The organism is Janthinobacterium lividum (assembly GCF_011601275.1).
Lineage (GTDB): Bacteria > Pseudomonadota > Gammaproteobacteria > Burkholderiales > Burkholderiaceae_D > Janthinobacterium > Janthinobacterium lividum_E.
Map to the genome: position 1 here is coordinate 36,128 of NZ_JAAOLY010000018.1, position 13,092 is coordinate 49,219.

General features: G+C 59.8%; 17 protein-coding genes. 3 read left to right on the forward strand and 14 right to left on the reverse strand.

Features of this window, described 5'->3' with window-relative positions:
• Positions 1 to 13: 13 nt before the first annotated feature.
• Genes GYK42_RS23415 through GYK42_RS23425 form a run of 3 tightly spaced genes read right to left on the reverse strand, consistent with a single transcriptional unit; the run spans position 14 to position 2,096 of the window.
• Positions 14 to 1,300: a terminase large subunit domain-containing protein gene (locus tag GYK42_RS23415; protein WP_166449445.1), complete on the reverse strand. Its 1,287-nt coding sequence runs from the start codon at positions 1,298 to 1,300 to the stop codon at positions 14 to 16.
• On the reverse strand, positions 1,281 to 1,829 hold the full coding sequence (locus GYK42_RS23420) for a helix-turn-helix domain-containing protein (protein WP_166449446.1): 549 nt from the start codon (positions 1,827 to 1,829) through the stop codon (positions 1,281 to 1,283). The genes GYK42_RS23415 and GYK42_RS23420 overlap by 20 nt, the downstream gene beginning before the upstream one ends.
• A gap of 18 nt (positions 1,830 to 1,847) precedes the next feature.
• Entirely contained in the window at positions 1,848 to 2,096 is a 249-nt protein-coding gene (locus GYK42_RS23425) for a hypothetical protein (protein ID WP_166449447.1), read from the reverse strand.
• Between the two features lie 425 nt (positions 2,097 to 2,521).
• Here GYK42_RS23425 and GYK42_RS23430 point away from each other — a divergent pair, with 425 nt between their 5' ends.
• Complete coding sequence (locus GYK42_RS23430; RefSeq protein ID WP_166449448.1) at positions 2,522 to 3,148, forward strand: DUF6988 family protein; 627 nt, start codon at positions 2,522 to 2,524, stop codon at positions 3,146 to 3,148.
• Positions 3,149 to 3,373: 225 nt separating this feature from the next.
• Here GYK42_RS23430 and GYK42_RS23435 read toward each other — a convergent pair whose 3' ends face one another.
• The 9 genes from GYK42_RS23435 to GYK42_RS23475 form a co-directional block, all read right to left on the reverse strand.
• Positions 3,374 to 3,808: a hypothetical protein gene (locus tag GYK42_RS23435; RefSeq protein ID WP_166449449.1), complete on the reverse strand. Its 435-nt coding sequence runs from the start codon at positions 3,806 to 3,808 to the stop codon at positions 3,374 to 3,376.
• A gap of 355 nt (positions 3,809 to 4,163) precedes the next feature.
• Positions 4,164 to 4,706, reverse strand: coding sequence for a hypothetical protein (locus tag GYK42_RS23440; RefSeq protein ID WP_166449450.1), 543 nt, complete (start codon positions 4,704 to 4,706; stop codon positions 4,164 to 4,166).
• A gap of 77 nt (positions 4,707 to 4,783) precedes the next feature.
• Positions 4,784 to 5,209 carry a hypothetical protein gene (locus tag GYK42_RS23445; RefSeq protein ID WP_166449451.1) on the reverse strand — a complete coding sequence of 142 codons (426 nt, stop codon included), beginning with the start codon at positions 5,207 to 5,209 and terminating at the stop codon, positions 4,784 to 4,786.
• Positions 5,209 to 5,556, reverse strand: a complete 348-nt coding sequence (locus GYK42_RS23450; RefSeq protein WP_240943758.1) for a DUF1064 domain-containing protein — start codon at positions 5,554 to 5,556, stop codon at positions 5,209 to 5,211. Before GYK42_RS23450 ends, GYK42_RS23445 begins: the two co-directional genes overlap by 1 nt.
• Positions 5,553 to 5,885: a hypothetical protein gene (locus GYK42_RS23455; RefSeq protein ID WP_166449452.1), complete on the reverse strand. Its 333-nt coding sequence runs from the start codon at positions 5,883 to 5,885 to the stop codon at positions 5,553 to 5,555. Before GYK42_RS23455 ends, GYK42_RS23450 begins: the two co-directional genes overlap by 4 nt.
• Before the next feature lie 105 nt (positions 5,886 to 5,990).
• Entirely contained in the window at positions 5,991 to 6,635 is a 645-nt protein-coding gene (locus tag GYK42_RS23460) for a DUF6475 domain-containing protein (protein ID WP_166449453.1), read from the reverse strand.
• Positions 6,622 to 7,434: a YdaU family protein gene (locus GYK42_RS29120; RefSeq protein WP_346768158.1), complete on the reverse strand. Its 813-nt coding sequence runs from the start codon at positions 7,432 to 7,434 to the stop codon at positions 6,622 to 6,624. Before GYK42_RS29120 ends, GYK42_RS23460 begins: the two co-directional genes overlap by 14 nt.
• Position 7,435: 1 nt before the next feature.
• Positions 7,436 to 10,063, reverse strand: a complete 2,628-nt coding sequence (locus GYK42_RS23470; RefSeq protein ID WP_166449454.1) for a DNA methyltransferase — start codon at positions 10,061 to 10,063, stop codon at positions 7,436 to 7,438.
• The gene (locus GYK42_RS23475; RefSeq protein WP_240943759.1) at positions 10,060 to 10,596 is read right to left on the reverse strand and encodes a nuclease domain-containing protein; all 537 of its coding nucleotides are present in this window, start codon (positions 10,594 to 10,596) and stop codon (positions 10,060 to 10,062) included. Before GYK42_RS23475 ends, GYK42_RS23470 begins: the two co-directional genes overlap by 4 nt.
• A 32-nt stretch (positions 10,597 to 10,628) precedes the next feature.
• On the opposite strand from GYK42_RS23475, the gene GYK42_RS23480 reads away from it, so the two are divergent.
• A complete protein-coding gene (locus tag GYK42_RS23480; RefSeq protein WP_166449455.1) occupies positions 10,629 to 11,138 on the forward strand; it encodes a hypothetical protein in 510 nt (169 codons plus the stop codon).
• 17 nt (positions 11,139 to 11,155) lie between these two features.
• Here GYK42_RS23480 and GYK42_RS23485 read toward each other — a convergent pair whose 3' ends face one another.
• Together GYK42_RS23485 and GYK42_RS23490 are read right to left on the reverse strand one after the other, a co-directional pair.
• Positions 11,156 to 12,385, reverse strand: coding sequence for a phosphoadenosine phosphosulfate reductase family protein (locus GYK42_RS23485; protein ID WP_166449456.1), 1,230 nt, complete (start codon positions 12,383 to 12,385; stop codon positions 11,156 to 11,158).
• A 2-nt stretch (positions 12,386 to 12,387) separates the two neighbouring features.
• The gene (locus tag GYK42_RS23490) at positions 12,388 to 12,777 is read right to left on the reverse strand and encodes a hypothetical protein (protein ID WP_166449457.1); all 390 of its coding nucleotides are present in this window, start codon (positions 12,775 to 12,777) and stop codon (positions 12,388 to 12,390) included.
• 122 nt (positions 12,778 to 12,899) lie between these two features.
• On the opposite strand from GYK42_RS23490, the gene GYK42_RS23495 reads away from it, so the two are divergent.
• The gene (locus GYK42_RS23495; RefSeq protein WP_166449458.1) at positions 12,900 to 13,091 is read left to right on the forward strand and encodes a hypothetical protein; all 192 of its coding nucleotides are present in this window, start codon (positions 12,900 to 12,902) and stop codon (positions 13,089 to 13,091) included.
• The last annotated feature ends 1 nt before the right edge of the window (position 13,092 follow it).

Below are 13,092 nucleotides of genomic sequence, written 5' to 3' on the forward strand. Positions count from 1 at the left end.
GAAATCCTTGTTGTTACATCCGCAGCGGCGCCGTAGTCGTCGTGCTCTTCACGATCGGGTAGCGCTTTATGAGAAAGTAGCCATTCGCATCATTCGGGTGGTCGTGGCCGGATTTCTTGTCCGGCTGGCCGTCGGCGCCCCACACCTGCTGCTCCAGCGCCTCGGTGGTGGTCGGGCACTGGTCAGTGTTGATCTTCCAGCGGCGCTCGCCCTGCGCGTTCAGGATCATGCCGTTATAGGCGTTGACCCGGTCCTTGACCGCTGGGTTTGAGTGGTTCACTTCGAGCAGGAAGCCCGCCTGGCGCAAAATGGACAGGTCGGACTCGCTGGCGTTCTTGCTGCTGGTGTTCTGGCCGGAAGCATCCGGGAAAATCTTCACCTGGTGGCCCTTGTCCTTGAAGTCCTCCTTCAGGATCCTGGCCATGGCTGGCGTGTCGCGCACCTGCACGCGCTCGGCCAGCGTGCGCGGCAGCCCTTCCCGGACCACGTTGATACAGGCAGTCATGTTTTGCACGTTAAAGTCGAGGCCCACCATCAGCGGCTCGCCCGGCAGGATGATCTCGTTCGTGTGGTTCAGCGCGCGGTCGAAGTCGGCATACACGCTGCCGCTGGTCAGGTTGGTGAACTTGCCGCGCAGGTAGGCGTCGATCAGCGCCGGAGGGTAGCTGGCCATCAGCGACGGAATATAGTCGTCTGGTAGGTTCAGCTCGTTGTCGAACGTGCTGGCCTGGATCAGGCCGTACAGGCTGGCCAGCTCCGGCTTGTCCCGGATCGCCTTCACGAACTGCTGATACACGAACTTGAAGCCCTCGGGCGTCGTCGTCACGTCGATGCCGTTCATCAGGCCGGGCACGTTGTAGCGCATTCGGGCGATGATCTTGCGCCAGGCCATCTGTGCCTTCTTCAGCGGCATCACGTCCAGCTCATCGATCAGCGCATGGCCGATCTTGAAGCCGACGATGGTCTCAGGCTTCTCCATCGAGCGGCAGATCACCGTGCCCCGGTACCGGCGGCCCTCGTACACCTCGACTTCGTGGTCGCCCTGCTTCACCTTGATGCGCAGGCCCATCGCGTAGGCCACTTCCTCCATCGTGGGATAGAAGATGTCGCGGATCTGCGGATAGGTCGGCGCGAAGTAGCCTTGGTTAATGCCTGGCCACTGCCAGAAGTGGGCACAGATGCCCGCGCAACCCACAAACGTCTTGCCCGAGCCGAACCCGGCCACGTAGGCCTTGAATTTGTGTGGCAACTGCAGGAAGCTCGACTGCGGTACGTTCAGGTCAAACTGGATTGTCGTCATGGCGCTTGGCGTCTTTCACGCCGAAGGTGATGGCGACAGGTGTGGGCGCGTCGTCGTCCGGCTTCACGTCCTTGCTGGCTTTCAGCAGGTTCATGCCGATCTCAGCGGCGCCATTGGCCATCCTGGTCAACACGGCGATATCGCCCAAGGCAAGGCGGCTCTGCTCGTCCAGCGGCTCGGCGTCATCAATCTCGCCAGCCTTGTTGTGCGCGATGCCGGACAGCCGGTGCGCGGTGGCAGCGCCATATCGTGCTGCGCCAGCCAGGTGCATCGAGATTTCTTTCAGCTCGTCGGCCAACGTCCGCGCACTTATCTGCGCACCAATCGGCAGCGCACTAAACGCTGACTCTGCTGCAACCAATTGATTTGCAACGTCTTTTATTTGTTTCGTCTGCGCACCAAAGCGTTTTCTGATCGCGGCTTCGGATACGCCGAATTCCCGAGCAAGCGCCCGGGCCGCCTCCCCCTTGAGGAGTCGCTGGCCTACCACTGCCCACTGCTTTTCGGTCAGTGCTGATTTGCGCCCCATGTGTATTCCATTTCTTTGCTACGGCGATGGCTCCACGTCGAGCATCACGGGCGGCATCGTTGCGCCCACTACCCACAGCCGGACTGCGCCGCCGGCGTTCAGCACGGCCAATTCTTCGGCATCTGGGCGCCAGTACGACAGCACAGCTGGCAGGTGACCAACGTGCGTGCGCGTGATCGGCAACGCGTTGCAGGGCAGCTCGCCTTGGTCCCAGCCAGCAGGCGCGCCGAGCACGCCGTTGTTCGATGGGTGTTGGATTTTATTCATGTGATGAATGCGGCTTAGTCACGGTGCGCGGGCACAGCGCCCGGAAAACCCACCACAAGATCTAAAATTCTCAGAGTTCCACAATAGGACTAAACAACCTAAGGAATAGTTATGCCGAAGAAATCACCCCCATACTTCTACCTCTTTGCATTTTTCGTCAACGGCCCGGCATGGATTGAAGCCATTCTTCACATTGTCGAGGCCGTAAATGCACGGCTTTAAAAGTTCTGCCTCACATTTGTCACCGCCCGCGCCAAGATGGAACCACCGAACGCATTGGAGTGCGCCTGGCAGCCAGAGCCACTTGGCTTTTGTTCGTCGGTGACTGCACCCGCTTTTTCAAGCCCTGCCGCTGGAGTGCGCTGGCAGACTGCTGGTGTTACGATATCGAACTAATAACTTCCTATTCCATGAAGGGGCGGGCTTTGAAAAATAAAGACTTAGAGCTTGAGATGGCGCATTCGCACGCAGTATCGGAAGCTTTGCAAACTATGCTTGGCAAGCGAGGCGAGGTTAGCGCTCGTTCATACGTTGCCCTAGCGTACTTGAACATGGCGCTTGATCACCGTGAGGCCATTCTGCTTCTGGTTGGTGTTGGTGCATTTTCCAGCGCCACTGCACTGCAGCGCCCCCTTCTTGAAGCGGCAATCACAGGTCTTTGGGTCGAATCTTGTGCGACCGATACGCAAGTCGAGGAGATTCGACGTATTGAACGACCGCCACCTAAATTCGATGTTGCAGCCCGCAAGCTGATCCAGTCGCACGATTTCGGCAAGTGGATTGAAATTTTCAGAGGTCATTACAAAATCTTTAACGACTACACCCATGGCAATGAGCGTCAGCTGTCTCGCTGGCTTCGCTCAGGCACGGCAGGGCCCTGTTACGATATCCGTCAAATGATCGAAACGCTGCACCATACAGATTTAGTCGGCTTACTAGCTGCCGTACAGCGCGAAAAAATCTTGGACCGACCAGTACTTAACCTCTCGGCACTGATGGAATCGGTACTGGAGCGTTCGCGCCTCGCGCAAATGGCTTCGCAGGAGCAATAGAGGTTTGCTAGGATTTTCACCTGCGACGTGGGTTAAGGCATCTTTGCTCTGGCGGTCTCCTCCTCTGCCGTAGCGTCGGGTGTAACGCAGATGCAGCGAACCAAGTACTCGCGGGCGAGGCGGCGCGATGGAGATATCGTCTCGGGCATGGCGACCTCGAAGTCGCGCGCGAATAAAAAAGCCACCGCAAGCGTGGCTTCGATAATTATGAAGACAATGTGGGTGTTAAGGAGTGCTGCTGCGGAAAGAAACAATCTCATGAGCAGTCAACTGGTCATCGGCATTCAGCAAATGCTTTCTGACCTTTATCAAAATAGTCTTAACCCCATCAGCCCCTGGCTCGTGCGCCAAAGTGTTAGAAAGATCTCTCGCTATGGATTCCGGCAACCAAAGAAATGCCTCGAAACTCAACTGATTCAAACGCGTGACCGTGTCAGCACTCAAATTTGTACTCAGCGCCCATACTGCTAAAAGCTCGGCAACCAAAGCCGCTTTCATGCGGAGTTCGTGCTCATGTTCAGCAGACTGAATTTTCCTATCGTATTCATGTGCGATGGAAAATTCAATGCGCTTCTCTATCCAGGTCTTGGATAAAAACGCAGCGATTGCCAAAAGGATAGTGCTAGATATCGCACCGGAAACAAAGCTTATCAATTCCATCTCAACCCCTTAATAAAAGAAGTAGATTTTAGTCTAAGAAATGATTCTTCTGAATAGCTCGAAAATGCGGTGGTCCGTCCTGGACAAAAAAGATCGGCTTGACGTTGTCAACCAACACTGCGCATAGAAAAAGCCCGCATAAGCGGGCTTTGATGTTTGCCCCCACGGCTATAGTGCGTGGTGAGCGGCAAATTCAAGGCGTGAAGGTGCGGCGCTGGGTCCGGGTACTGTCGCGAGTTCCAGCTATCGGTGGCGCGATGCGCACATTACGATTTCCGGAAGAGTTTCTTGAGCTGAGGCCTGAAGTATACCGCAGAAATACTGTTTGTAAACACAGGCCTAAAGAATATCTGCGCTACAGGTCTCCACCGCGCAACAACCCGCCCGCCCGTCCAGAATGGCTGTCGTAAATGGCGCTCAGCTCGCTCACCATGTCCTTGACTCGCTCCAACTCCAAGCCCGCCACGCCATACACGGGCGCCACACCGGTTCCTTTGCACGACGTGCACTGCCCATTCCCCAGCAGCACCTTGACGCCGGTACCGCTGCAGCCCTTGCACTTGCCGTCCAGCCAGTGCGCCAGCGACTTCTCTGCTACGCGCCGGTACAGCGCCTGCGCGGACTGGGCATCCCAAGCCGTGTTTTCCGGCAGCCAACGGCGCGCCCGGCCGCGTCGGATGACTTCAACAGTCCAGATGCGCAGCAGCTGCGCCAGGTTCTGCTGGTTGCCCTCGAACATGCGGTTGAGCGTGCCGTCTGCGTACTTCACGCGGCACAGCAGCGCACCGATGTCGCCGGCGAGCGCCGCGGCCGCCAGCGGATCCGTCTGGTGGTGCTGCGCATCGTCCATCAGGTTGCTCGAACCGATTGCTGCGATGTAGCGGTCTGTAAAGCCCATGTCTTGCCTTTCATTTTGTATGCCAACGTTAACACCCTTTTTAGCCCTGTGCCAGCCCTGTGACCCTTCGGGGCCCTTCATACACGCAACACGCCGGTGCGGTTGAATTCGCGCACGGCAGCCAGCGAGGCGCGTGCGATCTCGAAATTCGACACGCCACGCAGAAATACCATCGTTTTGCCGATGCCTTCGCGCAGCACGCGCATCTCATCACCGTTGACGCCAAAGGTGCCGTTCCGGCCAGCGCGCGCCTGGATTTCCGCGATCGCCTCCACCATGGCTTGCGCCACTGGTAGGATCTCGTGGCCGGCCGGCGCCGTGCGCCGCGTCATGTCGGCGTTGCTCAGCAGGTCGTAGACGTGCTGTTCCTGGAAGTGGCCCTTGCCCATAGCCTCGCTGGCCTGAAAGCCTGGCATTTCGAAGGCCAAGTCTTGGCGCAGGCCGGCCGGCAGCACGGCTGGCTTCGGGATGTACCGCTTGCGCGGCTTCTTGTTCGAAGCCATCAGAATTCCTCCACTTTCCAACCGCCGCCCGCCTTCTTCGGCAGCGCCTGCACGGCAATAAAGCGCAGCGGGTACATGTCGGCCGCGATCTTGATCTTCGCGCGCGCGTCGTCCTGCCAATGGCCTTTGACTTCGTGAGCCTCCAGCGCGCCGTCGACCAGCAGCACGGCAAAATCTGGCGTGTAAAAAGTGTTGTCGGCCAAGCGAAATTTCAGGCCCTCGAACTTGTACCAGGCCACCTCGCCGGCCGCCTTGCGCAGCTCCAGCGTCCTGGCGTACGCTGCCTCGGTCTGGTTCATGGCGCCGACCTTTAGGCGGCCCAGCGCCTGTAAGCCACGGGCCATCATCGCGATTTCTCCAGGCGATGCGTGACCGCCTTGACGATTGCACCACGGGCCGCGGCATCCCTGTCCGGATAGAGCCGGTACCACTCCAGGAAACCGGCGGCATCGACGCCCGCCGACATCGGCATCAGCCGGATCTCGAACTGTGCGAGCAGCGGGCCGGCCGCCGCCCAGTCGCCAGTCCAGTCTGGCACCATGGCCTGGCAGCGACTTGCGGCGGCACCAGCCGGCGGCGTGCCAACCAAGGCTCCGCCCACCTCGACAATGCTGGTCCACCCCAGCAGCTCGGCCAGGCGTTTATTTGCTGCGATTTTATCTTCGTGATTTTGCATAGAGCCTCTGTATTCAATTCTTTTCGTATCGGATGAGGCTTGGTAGCGGCCTCACCACGTTCGTGCTGTAGCGAACCGCTCCACAAGCCTGAGCAGCTTTTACCGCTATGCAGCGCGCCCATTAATGCGGGCCAGCGGCGCTGCGAGCGCGCCAACTGGCGCCATGGCGATGATTTGCTGCGACGTTCCACCTGCCATCACCAGCGAGGCCAGCTTCTGGTCACCGATCATCATCGGCGGCTCCACGCCAAAACCGGCGCGCTGGTTTTGCGCTTCGGACATACCCACCAGCACCGGCGTGTAATCCGGCCGCTCGTTGCGCATGCGGTATCCGCGATATCGGTTTTCGAACTCCTTGCCGACGAAGGGCCATTCCTGCTCCGTCTTCCCGCCCAACGAGACCCAGCCGCCCATCTCGACCAGGACACGGTGGATCAGCGGATCATCGAACACGACGCTTCGGTATGGGCCGACGACGCGCAGTGCGCGGTCGACCTTGGCCCAAGCCACTAGCGCCGAGTCCTGCGTGGTGCCGCCCATCATGCGGATCAGGTCGGCCGGCTTCGGTGCAAACTGCCCGGTATCGGGATTGCGGACGTGACGATCGAATGCCTGACGGACGGCTGCCAGGTCGTGCTGGCGCAGGGCGCCCCACCAGATCGCGATGGCAAACTCGCTTGCAGCCCGACCGTAGAGTTCGGTGATTGCCCCCACCATGCCTGCAAAATCCTCGTAGTCATCCTGCGTCATGCTTTTCTCCCTGCGGTGCTGCGTTACCGAAGATTCGGGCTTTGGCGCGCTCGGCGGCCGCCATCGTTTGATCGTAGACCGTGCTGGCGCCCTGCCCTGGCCCAGCGCGCACGGAGTGCTGGGTGATCCATTCGGCCTTGAAGCCGCGCCAGCCGCGTTCGCAGCAGATGCGCAAAGCGCCTTCCAGGGTCAGGCCGGCCTTTTCGGCTTCACGCATGATGCCCTGGATGGCCGTCCGCGTTATCGGCGCCCGGTGCTTCGTTCTCAGCGCCTTGAAGTCGGCGACGATCTGCGGATCAATGTCGGGAAACAGGAAACCGGGAGCCGGAGGCGACTTGTCTTTTGTTTTTACTGGTTTATGGTTATTGGTTATTGGTTCTTGGTTAGTTTTTGATCCGGTTTCAGCTGGGTTGCCGGTAGCATCCGAATCAGAACCGGATGGAAACCCGCTGGGTTCTTGATTGGTTGCCGTTTGCTTGCGCGGGCGACCGCCAAGCTTGCCATTTGCTTTCGCTGTCTCTGCCTTAATGCGATAGTCCGCAATCACCTGCTCACAGACCTCGTGGCGGTAGCCGTCATCAGTTTTAATGAACTTGAAGCGCAGCAGTCGCTCGACAATCGCGCGCTCGTCTGCTGCCTCGATGCCCAATGCGTCGCATAGAACATCGATGTCGAGCGGCAGCGGCGCCTCAGCGTCGTAGTAGACGTCCATCATGTCGCGGTAAATCCAGCGCGCCTGGCGAGACATGTTGATTGTTCCGGATCGAAAGTCGCCGATATGAAAAGGGTAATAGTTCACGTCAGTGCTCCTGCTCCGCGTCAAGCGCAGCAAGATCGAACAGCGTAGGCATGCTAATCTCGCGCTCCATCGCCCGGCAGTAATGCACCTGGTCGGTGAAATAGGCCGGGTTCAGCTCGCTGCCGCGGCCTTGGCGGCCCAGCTTCATGGCGCGCACGGGCACGGTGCCCAGGCCACAGAACGGGTCGTAGATCACGTCGCCTGGGTTGCTGTAGCGGCCAATCAAGCGATCCACGATGTCGATCTGGAACGGGCAAACGTGCTTTTCCACCGCGCGCGCCGACTGCTCGCCGTTCAAGGTGCGCATGCGCACGATGTCGTGCCACACGGCCGGATCAGCGCTGCCCGGCGCCAGGCTGAGGTAATCCGCAGGCAATGCCTTGTTGGCCAGCAGCGCCTCGCCCACCTCGACGTGATATTCGTAGTTATAGACGTTCTCCAGTGACATGCTGGTGAACAGCTTCGCCAGCTTGCCCGGGCCGAAGCTGGCCAGCTCGGCCGCACCCAGCAAACGGTCGCCACTGGAGCGCCAGAACGCATGCGCATCGACCTGCCAACGCGCCACGCTGTAACCAGTACCAGGAATGGGCGCGGCCTTGCGATCAAACGGGATCCGGTCGCCGGCATCGTCCAGACACAGTGGCTTGGCCTTGGTGACTGGCGTGTCAGCGTAGCCGCGCGAGCGGTCCGTCTGCGGCTTGTGGAACAGCAGGATGTACTCCGGCGAGCCGACACCCATCTTGGTACCGTCCTTGCACACTTCGGAATAGCCCAGGCGATAGGTCTGGTTGTTCTCGCGCACGACGTCGGTCACTACGGTGATCATGCCCATATAGTCGAAGCCGTGTTTGATGCCATGGAACAGCGCCTCGGCGTGGAACGGGCTCACGGTCGGCACGCCGGCGCCGGTCACGTTGCCAAAATTGATGCGGTCCTTGACGTGGCAGGCGTAGATGCGGCCCGGCTGCAGGATTCGCAGCAACTCAGGTGTCAGGAAGTCCATCTGCGCCCAGAAGTGATCGTTGTCCTGGGTGTGGCCAAAATCGTTATAGCTCGGCGTGTATTCGTAATGGTTGGCGAACGGGACGCTGGTGATGATCATGCCGACTGAGTTGTCCGGCTGTTGCATCGCTTCGAGCACGCAGTCGTTATTGGCCACCGAGAAGCGCTCGCCAGCCACCACGGCGCGTTCGACGCCAATGGTGCGCGCCAGAGAATCCTGCATCGACAGCTGGTCCAGGCCATAGGCACGGATGATCTGGCCCATCTTGGCCTGCATTTCGTCGTGGCGGCGCCATTTCTCCATCAAGTCGGCCAGCACCTTGCGCTCGACCTCAGTGTGGATGATGTCGATGCGCACCGCGTGCTGCTGCTGGAAGCGCTGGACGCGGTGGATAGCCTGAATAAAATCATTGAACTTGAACCCGATGCCCGCGAAAATCTCCCGATGGCAATGCACCTGGAAGTTGCAGCCGCTGCCGGCGATGATCGGCTTGGTCGACAGATCCTTGATCTTGCCGTCGCTGAAATCGGCGATGCGCTGCTCGCGCTGGTCCAGGTCCTGCGTGCCCCACACGCTGACAACGCCGGGCACGGCCGCCTGGATGGCGTGGCGCTCGTCCTCCAAGTCGTGCCAGATCAGGAAATGATCATCAGGATCCGCAGCCATGATCTCGGCCACCTTGGACACGCGCGCGTCCATGCTGTCTCGCTTCTCTCCGGCGGCGGCCGACAGGCCCATGGCCACGTTCGGGATCAGCAGGCCCTGGCCGTTCTTCTCGGCGCCGGCCGTGTCGTAGTTGCTCGGCACCTCGTGGAAGCGCACATCGAGCGCCGGCAGGTCGTAGCCTTCGTCGGAATGTCCCAAGTCGCTCGGGCGCTGGATGAAGACGGCCCAGCTGGCCACCCAAAGCCAGAATTCCTGTTCCTTATGCGGGTACATCGTCAGGTTGCCGGCCTTCTCGCTGTCGCGCTGGAAGAAACGCGTCAGGGCCTGGCCGGTGTCCATCACGCCCAGGAAGCCCGCATAGTGGATTAGTTCCTTGAAGCGGTTCGGCGACGGCGTGGCCGTGTAGACGAATTTGAACTCGACTTGCTCGAACAACGGCAGAAACTCTTGATAGGTCTTGCTGCCGTAGCTGCGCAGCACGCTGGCCTCGTCCAAGCCGACGGCGCGGAACTTGCGCACGTCGATCTTGCCCTCGCGCACCGATTCGTAATTCGTCAGGTAGACGACGTCCTGGCCGTCGATCTCGGCGTCCGTACGGATGAACCGCACTTGCACTTCGTACTCGCCGGTAAAGCGCTTCGCGGCCTCGCGGATGAACTCCTGGCGCACGCCCAGCGGCAGCACGATCAGGCGCAGGCCAGGCCGGTGGATACCGATCTGGCGCATCACCTCCAGGTTGGTGCTGGTCTTGTGCAGGCCGAACGAGGCGAAGATGGCGCGCTGGCCGCCAGCCAATGCCCAGCGCACGATGTCACGGGTGTGCGGCTTGAGGCCGGGGTGGATATCGGCCAGCGGCACGTCGAAGCCCTTGCGCTGGGCCAGCTTGATCTTGGCGCGCAGGAATTCGCTGTATGCGGCTTCTTTCAGGTGTTTTTGTTCTTGCGGGCTAAAGGCGCTCATGGGTGTTCCAATGTGGGTTGAATGGCGACTGGGGCTGCATCGAGCAGGCCCATCGACCGTAAGATTTCGTGTGTGCGGCCAACGGCAGCCCGAAAGGCGGCCTCCAGGCCGGCCAGCGACAGATCAGCCGGGCGCTGGCGTCGGCCGTCGAGCACGTCGTGGCAGGCGCTGCAGCCGAACGCGGCGGCCGTGTCTGGCGCCTTCATGCCCATGCCCTTCCCGTCCGCCAGAAAATTGCTATGGCAGAGCACGGTGGTTTCGGGGTCGAAATTGCAGACGTCCAGGCGCAGCGTGCAGTCCTGGCTGCGCGCGGCGCGCCGGATGGGCGTCGAGCGCGGGCCTTTGGTCTTCAAGCCGGCCTTGCGCTTCGGTGATGTGCGCTGGTGCGACTGCACGGAGAGCATGCCGGTGCTGAGCATGGGCGAGGTGCGCTTGAACCTTGATACTTCCCGCGCCTCAACGCGCTCGCTGCGGGCGAAGGCGGTGCGCTTCATCGGCGTGGTGCCGGACTTCATGGGTGAGCGGCGCATCATGATACGATCACCATTCCTTCAAGAGGATGAATATGGCGATACAGATCAGCGGTGGAAAAAAATTCGGATTTGACCATCCCTCCCAGTTTTACGACAAGCTGGAGTGGGAATATGAGCAAGTCATGAAAGCCGGTTTTGCTACTGGGAGGGAAATATCCTTCCATTTCATGAATTTTGTGATTACTGCCTGGCATCTGGCCGACTGGACTTACCCTCATTTGCCTGAGAAGTTCTTTTTGAAGTTCAAAGATAGGCCCACAAAGTCCGATTTTGCTCGATGGACAAAGAGCCAGTGTCGCGCGCTGGCTGCTTGCCATATGATTGCCAACGCAAGTAAGCATTTCGACATGAGCAAGGACAATGAGCCAAAAATTCAGATTTTGGCGATGCCGGGATGGGATGAGGTACATAACACGACACCGATGCGTCATATGATCGCGATCACTATTGATGGAAGAATTTACGGACTGGACGCTTTCGCCCGAGAAGTAATTTCTTTTTGGCAAATCTTTCTTGACTCGCATGGTCTTTTTAAAGATTGAGTAATGGCGATAGTTGCTCATACATCACTCTCAGCAAACAGACGCGGCTGCACGGCGCCGTTCGCGTAGACCGTATCCATGATCGTGGTAGCCAGCGGCTCGTCACCCTCCCAGCCCTGCGGCCAAGTCTCGACGCGGATCAGCTCCCGGATGCGCACCTCTTCCTCAGCATTAATCAGATCGATCTCCGGCCGGCCTGTGGCACGCGCCGTCGCGTTGACAGCGCCCTGAATGCCCAGGATGCGCTCCAGGCCCATCAAGCGCGCTTCCAGCGTGAGCGGCCCCATTCGCTGCGGGTTCTTTGCCACACTGCCATCCTTCAATATCTCGCGCCCAGCCTTGCGCAGGCGGTGCTGTGGCTCACGCAATTCGCGCCATAACGGCTTGATGCCCTTGAGCGGCGCCAGGTAAGCCCAATGCGGGTTCAGCAGGATCGTATCGAGCGCTTTATCTTCGGCGGCCAGCGGGCAGCCGATGCAGCCCGTCCGGGCGTTGACCTCTTCCGCCTCGTCACCGCCGTAGGCGGCGGCAATCGTTGCCGTGCTCCAGTCGCCGAATTCCACCGTCGGCGCCCAATGACGCAGCCATTCCCATACGTGGCAGACGCGCCAGTGCAGCAGCGGCGCCAGCGTGGCCAAGCGGCCGCGCAGGCCTTTGGCGTTCGGCAGCACCTGCTGATACCAACCCTGGCCGCACTCGGCGCCGTCCTTGCTGCAGCTCATTTCGATGCGGCGATCGCGGATCGCGCTTTCACCCTGGCGCACGCCGGTGATCATCAGGATCTGGCCGTCGATTTGGTCCAGGCGGTCGCGCAAAGCCTGCTCCATCGGGTCGATCTTGATCTGGCGCGTGCACCAGCGCAGCGTGTTGTTGTTCGGCGGCGGCACGCCGCGGCCAAGGATGTAGACCATAAAGCGCTTATCCATCGGTGCTGTGACGACCTCGCAGCGGATGCCGCGCTCGGCCAGCTCGTCCATGATGTGCTGGGCGGCGATGGCAAGCGGCGGCAGCTCCTGGCGGGTGTCGGCATAGAACACCGTCAAGCTCTTGGGGCGCTTGATCTTGCCGGTGTCGAGCAGGTAGATGATCAGCGTCAGCGTGGCGCTGGAGTCTTTGCCGCCGGACCAGGCAATACCCCAGTGTTCGTGCGTCTCGCCGTAGGCCAGCAGCGATTGGATGGTCAGATCGATCGAATCGGTCATTTGCAGGCGCTGGGCGCCGGCCGAGAAGATATCGGATTGGTTCATCGTCAATGCTCCATCGCGCGCTTGATGCCAGCGCCATTGAGGCCGGCGGCCTTGCAGCCCAAGCGGGTCGCATGGAAGTAGGTCATTTCATTAACGGCATGGCCAGCCGTGACCAGGCCGGCGACCATCAGGCGCTGCATGGCCTCGTGCTGCTGGCCGCTGCCGGCGGCAAAGTAATTGCGCCAGCCCCACTTGGATTTCGGATATTGCTGCACGGCACCCAGCATGTGCTGGAGCTTTGCCATGTCACCGGGCATGATCGCGTCGCGGACGGCCGCCAGCGCGCAGGCGGCACATTTGCCGTGCTGGATCAGTTGCTTGGAGGTTGTACACTTGCCGCAGGCGCAGGCCTTGCGCGCCAGCGAATAGTCAGGAGTGACTTGGTTTGCCATATGATGGCGTGTGATTCGGATACGGCTATTGATCATTCTAAACTCCCTTGATCAAATATGGCTAATTTGACAATTTTGTTGTTTTGGTTTACATTCCGTGAACTACCAATAAGGAGCGAAGCATGGAAAAAGAGCTGGGAACGATAATCATGATAGGTAATCAGTTTTTCAAATTTAAGACCCGAGCCAGGCACGACGAGGCCGCCGAATGGCTGAAGGCCAACGGCTTCGGCAATACTTCTGATTTCTTCGCTATATTTACTGATGCTGAGCCGATCCCCGGCCCCGCCGGAGGTTCCGCTTTCGCCGGATAGA